Source organism: Acinetobacter sp. ACIN00229, assembly GCF_016106645.1.
Classification (GTDB): domain Bacteria; phylum Pseudomonadota; class Gammaproteobacteria; order Pseudomonadales; family Moraxellaceae; genus Acinetobacter; species Acinetobacter oleivorans.
Window position 1 is genome coordinate 75,418 of record NZ_JADWOM010000001.1, and the last position, 13,221, is coordinate 88,638.

The following is a 13,221-nucleotide window of genomic DNA, read 5'->3' on the forward strand; positions in this document are numbered from 1 at the left end:
GGAAGAAATGCTATGTCGAAATTATGGATGTACTCTACCCTCATGCTCTCTGGTTCAGTGTGGGCTGGCAATTTTATTGACAACAGTTCAATAGAACTCACCACGCGAAATTTCTATTTTGACCGCGACTACCAAGAGCAATCTGCTTACCCTGCAGCCAAAGACTGGACACAAGGTTTTATTCTTAAAGCCAATTCAGGTTATACCGAAGGAACTGTCGGTTTTGGGCTGGATGTGCTTGCAACGGCGGGTTTTAAACTTGATGCCGATGCAGAGCATGGAGGTACAGGTAACTTACCTAGAGATACGCGCACCAATGAACCTGCTGACTCTTATGGCGAAATTGGGGTCACAGCAAAAGCGAAAATGAGCCAGACCGAGCTACGCATTGGTACGCTAATGCCGATGAACCCTGTTTTAGTAGCGTCACCTGCTCGTTTGCTTCCTCAAACCTATCGAGGCATTTCGCTGACCAGTAAAGATATTAAAGATTTTGATTTACAGGCAGCCTACCTCGATAAAGTGAATCATCGTGATTCGACCAACTATGAAAAAATTAAAATTTCAGGCGTAAATGGACGCTTTAAAAGTGCTGAAACGGATGGACTCTATTATTTAGGTGGAAACTATCAGTTTAATCCCGCACTCAAGCTCACCGCTTTTTATATGGATGTCGATGATCTTTATAACCAAACCATGGTGGGTGCCTTACACCAACATAAAATTAATGACACCACTAACTTTAGCTCTCAATTACGTTACTACCGCAGCCGAGATGATGGACAAGCAAAAGCAGGCTTAGTCGATAATGACCTTTATCATGCGCATTTCGAACTCAAACATCAAAACCATAAATTTATTTTCGGAACTTTTCAGCATCACGGCGACACCGCCTTTCCGTATTTAACAGGAGGTGAAACTGGGCTTCTCATTGACACATGGCCAGGTGAGTTTTTAAACCCAAAAGAAAAAGCCTATAGCTTCCGTTATGAATATGACTTTAAAGATTATGTACCGGGTTTACGTTTTATGACTCGTTACACCACAGGTCACAATATTTATACACCTAACTTAGGCGGAACTAATTTGAAAGAGCGAGAAACAGACTTCGATTTAGGCTACACCGTTCAAAGTGGCTGGTTAAAAAATCTAGGGTTACGCGCACGATATGCCATTTATGACAATAACATGCTTTCTACAGCAAATATCAAACCAGTAAACGAAACCCGTATCAACATCGACTACACATGGAAATTTAAATAATTCAAAACAAGAGGTTCTGTCACATATAGAACCTCTTTTTAATTTCGAGAAATTCATCATGAAGAAAGTTGTAACGCTACTCTGCACAATGAGTCTGATTGCCCTGACTCACGCTGAAACTCAATATAGCCCACCACCCATTCAGCTTGAACCTTTAGCAAAATTTAGTGTTGATTTAAATGCCCCTATTTGGGAGTTAGGCACAACCAGTGATGCTGGTAAACGCCGAATTATTCCTATTACAGGAGGGTCATTCGAAGGCAAAACACTTAAAGGCCGTATTTTAAATAATGGCGCAGATTGGCAAATCGTTGACAGTAAAGGACTAGCAATTATTGATACGCGATACTTGTTAGAAACCGATGACGGTGCACTTATTTATCTTCAAACCAAAGGTTACCGACATGGCTCAGCCGAAACACTAAAACAGCTTGCTCAAGGCAAAGATGTTGACCCGAAAAATTACTATTTCAAAATTACCATGCAGTTTGAAACCAGCTCACCTAAATACTCATGGCTGAACCAGACCGTTGCAGTAGGTAGTGCAATGCGTTTGGGCAAAGCGGTTATTTATGATGCCTATACCCTGAAATAATAATTTTTATAACACCAACAAAAAGGATGGACCCTTAACTATGGATCAAAAAATTTTAGAACACTTCCCCCCCATTCATCACCATTTGGGTGGACATAATATCCATTGGAATGACAAGAACACTGAACTCACCATCCACTACACAGCACTAGAAAGCTTTACCAATCCACGCGGCACCGTTGAAGGCGGCATGATCTGCGCCATGCTTGACGATGTGATGGGACTTTTTGCCTTTCTCGCCAATGACCATAAACCCGCTACCACTATCAACTTAACGATGGATTTTTTGAGGCCCTGTGTTGTGGGAGAAGTCATTACGAAATGCCGATTCATTAAACAAGGCAAAACTGTACTGAATCTCGAAAGTGAAGCTTGGCAAAACAACAAAATGATTGCACGAAGCACAGCTAATTTTCTGGTTTTAGATTAATTAAACCATTCATTCAATAAGGATATGAATAAATGAATTACACCAAAAATAAACGAATTTTGACCCACTCCGCTTTAGTACTTGCCATGCTTGGTGCTTTGACAGGCTGTGGAAGTGATAATGATGACACAACAACTCCCTCAACAACCAAACCACCGCAGCTGTCTCCTGCTGTGGGCGTAAAAATGACAGGAAGCTGTACGGACTTACTTGGATTTCAATACAACAATACGGTCATTAGCTCAGCTACCCTTCAAGAAGCAGGCACATTGACTGTCGCCAATAAACCGATTGGCGCTCATTGTTTGGTCAAAGGCTATATGGATCAACGTATAAGCCCTGTCGATGGACAAACCTATCAAATTGGTTTTGAAATGCGCTTACCAATAGACTGGAATGGCCGTTTTCTCTATCAAGGCAATGGTGGAACCGATGGTAATTTAGTCCCTGCAACAGGTCAGGTTGGTAGCGGTGGACCACTCACCAATGCTCTACATGATGGTTTTGCGGTTATTTCCTCCGATGCTGGACATAATGCTTCACAAAATCCAATGTTTGGTTTAGACCCTCAAGCCAGAATCAACTATGGCTATGGTGCAATTACCAAACTCACGCCTATGGCAAAAAATCTAATTAAAGCCGCATATGGTAAATTGCCAGACCGCTCCTATGCAGGCGGTACATCTAATGGTGGGCGTCATGCCATGATTGCCGCAACCCGTTTGGGCGACCAATATGATGGAATTTTGGCAAGCACACCAGGTTTTCACCTACCTCGTGCAGCCGCAGCTCAACTCTACACAGCGCAGCAGCTTCGTCGTGTCGCAACAGATGAAAATGACTTAAGTACCGCTCTTACTCTTCCAGAGCGTAAAGTTTTAGCAAAAGCGATTTTAGATCGATGCGATGCCTTAGACGGTGTTGCAGATGGCTTGGTTCAAGACGTCGAATCTTGCCGTACAGCTTTTGATATTCACAAAGATGTACCCGTTTGCTCAAGCACAAGAGATGGTACTTGTTTAAGTACCGAACAAATTGATGTGTTAGCCAACATTTACCGTGGTCCTATAAATTCGGCTGGACAAGCGCTCTATGCAACTCAACCTTTTGACCCTGGTTTAGTGGGAAGCAACTGGGCAAGCTGGAAATTTGAATCTTCGGTGGGAACAGCACGTGACCCAGTTGCAGTCGGCATTCTTTTTCAGGTTCCACCAGACCCAACCGTGACTCAAAACTCTAGACAATTTGCCTTTAATTTTAACTTCGACACCGACTATCCAAAACTCTCGGCAACCAATGATGTTTATACTGAAAGTTCGATGTCTTTCATGATGCCACCTGATGAACTTAATCTAGATAAACTCCGCAATCACGGTGGAAAAATAATTGTGGTACAAGGCACAGCAGACGGCGTTTTCTCTGTAGATGACACCCAAGATTGGTACGATCAACTACTCCAGCACTATAAAAATGATGCAAAAGGTACAGCACCTGAATTTGCGAGTTTCTTTAGAGTTCCGGGCATGAACCATACCCGCGATGGGATTGCGACCGACCAATTTGACGCATTGACTGCTTTAGTTAACTGGGTCGAATATGGCCAAGCACCTGACAAAATCATTGCGACCGCACGCGGCACAGGTAACCCAAGTGGTCAAGTGAATACTGAACTTCCGCAAGATTGGGCACCAGACCGTACCCGCCCACTTTGCCCTTACCCACTGATTGCCCGTTACAATGGTCAAGGCGATAGTGAAAAAGCTGAAAACTTTAGCTGTAAATAACATCCAATAAGATAAAAAGAGAGCTGACCCAGGCTCTCTTTTTTTATTTTAATAAATATCACTATTGAATCATTATCAAATGATATTTCATTCAAACCTAGCATCACTGTTAAGATAACATCGAAAGCCAAAAACTCATTTCTCTATGCAAAATCAGACTGCTCCAAATCTCCCCTCTACACAACTTGGAAAAGCACTGCTTTGTCTTATGACATCAGCATTATTATTTTCGATTATGGGGGTGTGCATTCGTTTTGCTTCACAAACGGTAGACAATGCGACTGTCGTGTTTTTTAGAAATGCAGTAGGTTTATTTATTTTTATTCCGATGCTGTTTAAACAGGGTTTAGACTTTATTAAAACCGATAAACTCTGGATGCACACGTGGCGAAGTCTAGTGGGACTTGCTGCAATGTATGGTTTTTTCTATGCCATAGCGAACTTAAAACTCTCAAATGCCATGGTTTTTAGTTATTCATCTCCTATCTTTATTCCACTTATTGCATGGCTTTTCTTAAAAGAAAAAATTACCAAATCAATGATTTTTGCTGCTGTTATTGGGCTTGTTGGGGTTTTATTTGTCGCTAAACCCGACCAAGGTTTATTTAATGCACTATCTTTTATTGGCTTGGGTGCATGCTTTTTATCAGCAATGGCTTTTGTCACCGTAAGAGCTTTAACCAGTACAGAGCCGCCTGAACGTATTGTTTTTTACTTCTGTATTTTTGGTAGTTTGATTTCCTCTATTCCAATGTTCTGGCATTGGCGCATTTTTACTTGGCACGAATTAAGCCTACTCATTGCCGCAGGACTTTTAGCAAACATTAGCCAACTGTTTATGTCTTATGCTTATAGCTTAGCGCCAGCAGGCCAAATTGGCCCCATGAATTACATTGCTATTATTTTTGCAGGAATTTGGGGATTTGTTTTTTGGCATGAATTACCGGATCTGTTTAGCATTATCGGTATATTTATTATTTTATTTGCCATTTTGCTCTGTAATCCATTTTTGCAGAAAAAGTTACTTTCTCGATTTAAGATCCAGATATAACTCCTTCTAATATTAGTTTTATAACAATTGAAAACTAATCGATTGTTATAAAAATCTCACCATATTCAATTTCTTCAAAAACTCTAGCTCTGCCGTGTGCATTTAACCCCTCATATTTAATTTTTGCATTCCAAGAATCAACGATTTTTTGCGCGATTAATAAAGCCTGCTCCGCTGTCATCTCGTCATGTAGGCTCGTCAATTCTATGAGATTCATCCAAAACTGAGCTTTGTTTGTCTCTTCTACCTTTTGCAAATTATCAAATTTGTCTTGATCAAACTCACTCGCTAAAAAAATATGATTTTCATTTATAAGGAAATCAGGAAAAATCAAGTTTAGAATCTTAAAAAGTAAATCTACGGGTAGTTCTTTAATTTTAAAAATTGAGTAAATATATTCAATGCCACCAAAGAAGTTTGGCTTATTTATATTTTTAAAACTTTCAAAACTTAAATCACCATCTTTTTTATCCATACAATTCAACCCATCACTATTTATAAAACTAATTTCTCACGATACTCATTTGGTGAAATACCTGTCCAGTGACGATAGGCTTTTCTAAAATTAGAAGTATCTGAAAAGCCAATTCTTTCGGCAATTTCATCTACAGTTAAAGTCGTCTCTCGCAAATATTCATCGGCAAGTCGGCGTCGAGTCTCATCTAATAGTTCTTGATAAGTTAAATCAAAACCTGCCAAGCGCCGATGTAAGGTTCGCTTTGACATATGTAACCGTTCAGCCATTTCTTGAGCTGATGGAAAAAGCCCTGTTCCATCCAATAATATTAAACGGATTGTTTTCACAAACTCAGGCTCTTCAAGTTCAGCAGTACCTAGCATTCGCTCACAGAAGGACTTACACATGTCCGCAGTAATCGGGTTGGCATTTGGGCAAGGTACATCGAGCCACTTTAAATCAAAATGCCATTGCATCACCCCAGCATTAAACTGAACAGGACAATGAAAAACTTTTTCATATTCTTCTGCATAGTCAGGCGCTGGATAGGGTAATAAAAGCTTCTTCGCTTGAAATGGTCCTTCAAGCACACGTTCAATTAAGGTTTGCATGGAGCTAAACCAAAACTCGCACACCAAAGGCAGAAGCTTACCTAGTGCAATAATGTCCTGACCTTCAAAAATGGCAACATCATCTCGCACATAGAATGACTTCTTTAAAATAGGCCCTGCAAGCTTAATGTGTCGAATGCCAAGCTCTACCGCTTGTCTAAAATTACGCGAAGAATAGAGTGCATAACTATACACCCCAAAATCTGACAGCCGCTGCTTTTGTCCTGCACGTAATCCAATTAACGGATCATGAGATAAACGTTGAATATTTTGAAATAACTGGATTTTTTGAAGTTGAGAAATATATAAAGAGGGTTGATTCATCGCATCTGGTGAAATATTTGTACCAGATAGAACATCTGACATTGAATGGCCTTGCAGGCCTATTTCATCAAATAAACTGGTCAACCCCAGCAAATATGTATTCGAACCAAAAGATGTATTATCATAATTTCCTTCGATAACAAGATTTGTATTTTTATAAATATTATTAGCCATTTAACTCACACCATTCCTAGAGTGACGTGCATAATGGCACTAAACTACCTCTTGTTGTCTCAATTTAACATCGACCATACAACGCTTCAAGCATAAAGTATGATAAGCAAAAGTATGGGAAGGAATAAAAATGGAAAGCTCCACTTTAAAAGAATATAGCGGCTCTGCCACCGAACATATGGAACTTATTTTTTCCAAACAACGTGCTAATTTTGAGGCAGATCCATATCCAAGTCTTGAGGCACGTCGAACAAAACTGCATCAACTTAAAAAACAAATTATTCGTTATCAAGATGCTTTAGCTACTGCGATTAATGCTGACTTTAGTTCAAGATCACTGGATGAATCTAAACTATTAGATTTACTTGGCTCTGTGTTAGAGGCTGATCATGCAATTCATCACTTACGCCGCTGGATGCGCCCAAGTAAACGCCGTACCGAGCTTTTATTTTTATCAAATCGTTTAAGTGTGCAATACCAACCTAAAGGCGTGGTTGGTGTAATTGTTCCTTGGAACTTCCCCGTTTATTTAGCACTTGGTCCGCTCATTGCCGCATTAGCTGCGGGCAACCGAGTCATGATTAAATTGTCTGAAATTACACCTAATACCAATGCAATGCTACGACGTATGCTCGCCGAAGTCTTTAATGAAGATGAAGTAGCCGTGTTTGGTGAAGAAATTACAGACCCAGCTAGATTCACCACTTTACCATTTAACCATATTGTATTTACTGGCTCTCCTGCCATTGGCAAAGTTGTCATGCGAGCTGCTGCTGAAAACCTAACTCCAGTTACTCTCGAATTAGGCGGTAAATCACCTGCAATTGTAAGCCGCAACTACCCGCTTGCCGATGCGGCAAAACGTATTACCCATGGCAAAGCAACTAATAGTGGTCAAATCTGTGTAGCACCTGACTATGCGTTGGTTCCAAAAGAAAGTATTGATGAATTTGTGGATGCAGCAAAATCCAGCTTTATAAAAATGTTTGGTCAAAACATCACGAACAATGAAAATTACACATCGATTGTAAATGACCGTCATTTAAAACGCATTCAAGATATTTTGATCGATGCGCAAGAAAAAGGTGCTCGTGTTATTCCTTGCGATACTTATAGCTTTGATCAACAAGGCCGTAGAATGCCTGTACAGATTGTGCTGAATTGCACGCCAGACATGCGCATTATGAAAGAAGAACTCTTTGGCCCTATTTTACCTGTCGTGGCTTATGATTCTTTAGATGATGCGATTACCTATGTGAAATCGGACGAGCGACCTTTAGCACTTTATTTCTTTACCCATAGCTCGGTAGAACGTGATCGTATTTTACGTGAAACTCATTCGGGTGGCGTGACCATTAATGATTGGGGTTGGCATGTAGTCAACCATGATGCTCCTTTTGGTGGTATCGGTAACTCAGGCATGGGGTCATATCATGGTGAAGAAGGTTTCCGTGAGCTTTCTCATGCAAAGACTGTATTTATACGCCATCGGTTTTTCCCGACTCAGCTTTTCCACCCTCCTTATGGAACATTTCTGCAAAAGTTAGCGATTCGCTTCTTCTTGAAAAAGGGCGATCCAAATATTAAATAAAGAGTATAAAAAAAGCCTCGTAATGAGGCTTTTTTATCGGCTTTTAATTAATCAATCAGACGTAATAGAAAAATTATGGAATTTACAGATCTTTAAATAAGTATCTTCAAACAATTTTTCCATTTTAGGGTTTCCATCATGATAGTCATCCCAAAATGCTCCACTAAATTCTTTAGGTTCAATAGTAGTAGTTATAGTATCTTCCTGTTTATAAAATGAAATTTCCCAACCTTCAGGTATACTAGGATTAATTATTTCAAATTTAGAAATTTCTACAATAACAGGAGTACCATCTGAATCGCGGCGAACAGATACTTTTGTTTCATTTCGATATTCATTAAATTGCACCCCAAAACAGATGTATCTTTTCCCAATAGTAAAATCGTACAAATCACTATCATTACACTTAACTATCATGGGTTTACTATTGCTTTTACCTTGTAATCTTTAGTTTTAAAATCAATTTAATTCATTTTAATATTTATGACTATTTTTAAAATCCTGAAAAACATTTCAAACATTACAAAAATTTTCTGAGTAAGTTTTCTACTAAATATTGTAACCATAAACAAATTATCTTGATCATAAATTATTATTTTAAAAATAAAAAAAGCTAGGCACTCACCTAGCTTTAATATAAAAACAACTATACTCGACTTAAATATAATCAACCTTTTGAGCTTTTAAAATATCAAGCTGCAACATCTTTTTCTTTTTATATTTATAGGCAATAAACAAACCAATAAACCATACTGGTGAAAACTCTAAAGCAATTAACGTATCATGATCTAAAGCTAAAATTACTATGGTGAAGACTAAAAACAACATCGTCATCCATGCCATAAATAAACCACCTGGCATTTTATATTTTGACTGGATATGTAATTCTGGGCTTTTCTTACGATAATAAATATATGAAAGCACAATCAGCATGAATGTAAAAATACATAAAATTGAAGTGAGTGCTGAAATAATCGTAAATGCCGTCATAACATTTGGAACAATAAACAAAATGGATGTTCCAAGCGTTACACAAGCCATTGAAAATACGAGGCCTCTAATTGGAACCTTTCTTTTAGATAACTTACTAAAGCTTTTAGGTGCATCGTTGTCTAAAGCTAAGCCATATAACATACGGCTGGTCGCAAAGATTCCACTGTTTGCCGAAGATAACGCAGAAGTCGCAACAACAAAGTTGATTAAACCTGCCGCGATTGGTAACCCAACTAAAGTAAACATTTCCACAAATGGGCTTTTTTCTGGTGAAACCTTAGCCCAAGATGTGACCGCAATAATACAAACCAATGCGCCCACATAGAATAATAAAATACGTAAAGGAATAGAGTTAATTGCTTTTGGAAGTGAGGTATGCGGGTCTTTGGTTTCAGCAGCAGTTGTACCAACCAGCTCAATACCCACAAACGCAAATATGGCAATTTGGAAACCAGCCAAAAAACCTGTTACACCATAAGGAAACATAGATTGTGTTTCAAACAAATGGCTCATTGAGGCCTTGACCCCATTTGGAGAAGTAAATCCAGTACTAATTAAATAAATACCAGCCAAAATAAACAGAATAATTGCAGTAATTTTGATGAGTGAGAACCAAAACTCTAGTTCACCGAACAATCGTACAGCCACAAAGTTGAGTATGGTTAAGACGGCCAATGAAGTAAATGCAGGAATCCAAACGGGTAAATCGGGATACCAAAACTGCATGTACCCTCCGATCACAATCACATCAGCAATCGCAGTAATAATCCAGTTACACCAGTAGGACCAACCAAGGAAAAACCCCGCCCATGGGCCGAGATAAGCCGTTGCAAAATCGGCGAATGTTTTAAAATTGGTATTCGCAAGCAACAATTCACCCATTGCCCGCATCACGAAGAAAAAGAAGAAACCAATAATTAAATAGGTTAAAACAATTGAAGTACCCGAAACACTTAATGTTTTCCCGGAACCCATAAATAATCCTGTACCAATTGCACCACCAATTGCGATCATCTGAATATGACGATTGGTTAATGAGCGCTGCAATTTCTCTTCTTCTTGTTCAGTCATATGTTGACTACCAAGAAGATCTCCTTCCAGGAACTGCTTTCCGTTATTCTTACTCATGTAATATTTACTCCAATTTATAGCAACCGTCGTAAATGCTTTAATAATAAATAAATTATATGATTATTAATTTAGTCCATTAAATCATGTTGAAAATATTATTAAACCACTTAAAACCTTATAAATTCCTTTTTAAAAGCTATTACCTATAACAATAAAAATTAATCATTAATCCTTTCCTTCATTATTATATTAGCCCGCTTTCCTCAATATAATTTCAATAAATATTTAAAATATATAATTTAATTAAATATTTTATTTACTTACTCTTTATATAGAAAATCAGGCTAATTAATCCCAGCTCAGTGAGCAAGATTGCATTTATCCATATGCCCATCTTGCGCTAGCGATAATATAGTATTCCTTCTTAAATTTGGTGAAATGTATAGTAATTTCTGCTTAATTAACAGCCATTCGAAAATGTTCAGTCGCTTTGAGTTTATTGACCACTTCAGGACTCAAAACTTGTTTAACTTGAACACTTAGCACCCGAACTAAAGAGCCATTTTCAACATTCAATTGTTTTGCTTGTTCTTTTGTTAACTGCAATATGTTTTGATGAGGTTTGCTATACACAAGAATGGCGCGATAATTTTCATAGTCATCATTAGCCACAATGTAAGCGTCATCACCTACAGCGATATTTTCAGGTTGTTCAATTTTTACTGCTACAGACTGACTTTCTTTAATTGCCCGTAAATTTTCGATATCTGCTTGCAGCGTCGCACCACCATCAAAAATATCGACATAGCCTTTATAGCGTAGCCCCTCTTCAAGCAAGAGGTTGTAGGCTGGTCGAGTATTTGGATGAACAATACCAATCGCAGCTTTAGCATCGTCAGGTAACATATCGACATAGAGTGGATGTCTTGGCATTAGCTCAGCAATAAAAGCCTTTTGCCCGACTCCACTCAAATAATCGGCTTTGGTAAATTCAATATTAAAAAACTTATGACCTACCGCATTCCAAAATGGTGATTGTCCATTTGCATCAGAGTATCCACGCATTTCAGCAACAATCGTTTCTTCGAAATATTGGCGAAATGCTGACAGAAACAAGAAGCGAACTTTAGATAAAAACTTGCCATTTTTATTTAAGCGATAGTCAGGGTCTAAAAATAAAGTACAAAGCTCACTACAGTTGGTATGGTCATTACTCAAATACAAAGTAGGTAAAGCGTTATAAACACTTAACGGTTCTGACGCATGAACTTGGGTTCCTACATGAAAGTTGTACCAAGGCTCTTTTAAACCAAGTGCGACTTCAATACCGCAAACACCAACGACTTTGTTGAGTTCAGTATCTTCTAAAACAAATAAATAGACCTGATCTGCTTTTGATAATTCTCCTGCGACAGTTTTACAAGCCCGCTCAATACGAGCAGCAAGTTTTTCCATATTGGGCTGCAAAGATGTCAAACCAAAACCCGCTTTTTGCGCCAACAGGTAAAGGTCATTAACATCATTAGGTTCGATGTAGCGAATAATCATCATGCTGCTTGTTCGTCCTTTTGAATTTCCACAAAGCGAGCAAGCGCACGTTCAAAGCGTTTTAAGCCTTCATCAATATCAGCAAATGGAATAATTAAAGACGGCGTAAAACGTAGAACATTTGGACCTGCAATAAGACTCAGTAAACCTTCTTCACCTGCAAGGTTATTAATATCTTTTGCTTTACCAGCAAATTTGTCTTTTAAGGCACAACCAATCAGTAACCCTTCACCACGAATCGTTTCAAAGATTTCATATTTTTCATTTAATTGATTTAAAGCGTTTTTATAGTAATCATGACGTTCTTTCACACCTTCAAGCACTTCAGGCGTATTAATAAATTCAAATACTGCACCGGCAACCGCACTTGCTAACGGGTTACCGCCATAAGTCGTACCATGTGTACCCACTGAAAAATGCGGAGCAAATTTATCAGTTGTTAACATTGCACCCACCGGGAAGCCACCGCCTAATGCTTTTGCAGTCGTTAACACATCTGGAATAACACCAGAGTTCATGTAGGCATAAAGTGCGCCTGTACGGCCTACACCAGTTTGCACTTCATCAAAAATAAGTAAGGCACCAAACTCATCACACAGTGCACGTAAACCTTTTAAAAATTCGATGTCAGCAGGAATAACGCCGCCTTCACCTTGGATCGGTTCAACAATGACTGCACATGTTTGCTCATTAATCACCGCTTTTGCAGCTTCTAAATCGTTAAAGGCAACATGGTTAATTCCGTTTGGAAGTGGTGCAAAGTCTTGTGAATATTTAGGTTGACCACCCGCTGAAACGGTAAATAAGGTACGGCCATGGAACGCATTATTAAATGCCACAATGCCACTTTTGCCAGCAACGCCGCTGTCTAGTCCAACTTTACGAGCCAGTTTTAATGCTGCTTCGTTCGCTTCTGCACCTGAGTTACAGAAGAATACTTTATCTGCAAATGTATTTTCAGTGAGTTGTTTTGCAAGGCGTAGAACGGGTTCATTTGTATAACCGTTACCTACATGCCAAAGTTTTGTTGCTTGTTCTGTTAAAGCATTCACTGCCACTGGATGTGTATGACCTAATGCGTTTACTGCAATCCCGCCTGCAAAATCGATATATTCTTTATTTTCTTGATCCCAAATACGTGAACCTTCGCCACGTACTGGAATGAAATTTGCCGGTGCAAAAACTGGAACCATCCACTCGTTAAAGTCACTACGTGAAACTGCAAAATTATTCATTTTATCTAGTCCATTAAATTAAAATTATGAGGGTTAGTTGATGACCCTATTATTCAAAATCAAATTGATTCACAAAATTTGTAATTCAGTCAAA

Annotated in this window: 12 protein-coding genes; 6 read left to right on the top strand and 6 right to left on the bottom strand. The window is 38.7% G+C overall.

From position 1 onward, the window contains the following. The first annotated feature begins 12 nt into the window (after positions 1–12). From I7H67_RS00330 to I7H67_RS00350, 5 genes are all read left to right on the top strand, one after another. Complete coding sequence (locus I7H67_RS00330) at positions 13–1,263, top strand: OprD family porin (protein ID WP_198306778.1); 1,251 nt, start codon at positions 13–15, stop codon at positions 1,261–1,263. A 58-nt stretch (positions 1,264–1,321) separates the two neighbouring features. Further along, positions 1,322–1,858, top strand: a complete 537-nt coding sequence (locus I7H67_RS00335) for a DUF3237 domain-containing protein (protein WP_151745192.1) — start codon at positions 1,322–1,324, stop codon at positions 1,856–1,858. A gap of 40 nt (positions 1,859–1,898) precedes the next feature. After that, positions 1,899–2,288, top strand: a complete 390-nt coding sequence (locus I7H67_RS00340) for a PaaI family thioesterase (protein ID WP_198306779.1) — start codon at positions 1,899–1,901, stop codon at positions 2,286–2,288. A gap of 32 nt (positions 2,289–2,320) precedes the next feature. After that, the gene (locus I7H67_RS00345) at positions 2,321–4,072 is read left to right on the top strand and encodes a tannase/feruloyl esterase family alpha/beta hydrolase (protein WP_198306780.1); all 1,752 of its coding nucleotides are present in this window, start codon (positions 2,321–2,323) and stop codon (positions 4,070–4,072) included. A gap of 145 nt (positions 4,073–4,217) precedes the next feature. Continuing rightward, positions 4,218–5,123, top strand: coding sequence for a DMT family transporter (locus I7H67_RS00350; RefSeq protein ID WP_198306781.1), 906 nt, complete (start codon positions 4,218–4,220; stop codon positions 5,121–5,123). A gap of 34 nt (positions 5,124–5,157) precedes the next feature. On the opposite strand, the gene I7H67_RS00355 is transcribed toward I7H67_RS00350, so the two are convergent. Both I7H67_RS00355 and I7H67_RS00360 read right to left on the bottom strand, forming a co-directional pair. Continuing rightward, the gene (locus tag I7H67_RS00355; RefSeq protein ID WP_198306782.1) at positions 5,158–5,598 is read right to left on the bottom strand and encodes a hypothetical protein; all 441 of its coding nucleotides are present in this window, start codon (positions 5,596–5,598) and stop codon (positions 5,158–5,160) included. A 20-nt stretch (positions 5,599–5,618) separates the two neighbouring features. Further along, positions 5,619–6,689 carry an AraC family transcriptional regulator gene (locus tag I7H67_RS00360; protein WP_198306783.1) on the bottom strand — a complete coding sequence of 357 codons (1,071 nt, stop codon included), beginning with the start codon at positions 6,687–6,689 and terminating at the stop codon, positions 5,619–5,621. 130 nt (positions 6,690–6,819) lie between these two features. On the opposite strand from I7H67_RS00360, the gene I7H67_RS00365 reads away from it, so the two are divergent. After that, the gene (locus I7H67_RS00365; protein ID WP_198306784.1) at positions 6,820–8,280 is read left to right on the top strand and encodes a coniferyl aldehyde dehydrogenase; all 1,461 of its coding nucleotides are present in this window, start codon (positions 6,820–6,822) and stop codon (positions 8,278–8,280) included. Positions 8,281–8,331: 51 nt separating this feature from the next. On the opposite strand, the gene I7H67_RS00370 is transcribed toward I7H67_RS00365, so the two are convergent. The 4 genes from I7H67_RS00370 to I7H67_RS00385 all read right to left on the bottom strand — a co-directional run bounded on the left by I7H67_RS00370 (position 8,332) and on the right by I7H67_RS00385 (position 13,127). Then, on the bottom strand, positions 8,332–8,670 hold the full coding sequence (locus tag I7H67_RS00370; RefSeq protein WP_227602505.1) for a hypothetical protein: 339 nt from the start codon (positions 8,668–8,670) through the stop codon (positions 8,332–8,334). Between the two features lie 267 nt (positions 8,671–8,937). Further along, on the bottom strand, positions 8,938–10,401 hold the full coding sequence (locus I7H67_RS00375; protein WP_004793843.1) for an amino acid permease: 1,464 nt from the start codon (positions 10,399–10,401) through the stop codon (positions 8,938–8,940). A gap of 399 nt (positions 10,402–10,800) precedes the next feature. After that, entirely contained in the window at positions 10,801–11,895 is a 1,095-nt protein-coding gene (astA, locus tag I7H67_RS00380; RefSeq protein ID WP_198306786.1) for an arginine N-succinyltransferase, read from the bottom strand. Beyond that, positions 11,892–13,127 (bottom strand): aspartate aminotransferase family protein, encoded by a 1,236-nt coding sequence (locus tag I7H67_RS00385; RefSeq protein WP_198306787.1) that lies wholly within the window; start codon positions 13,125–13,127, stop codon positions 11,892–11,894. Before I7H67_RS00385 ends, astA begins: the two co-directional genes overlap by 4 nt. Positions 13,128–13,221: the final 94 nt, after the last annotated feature.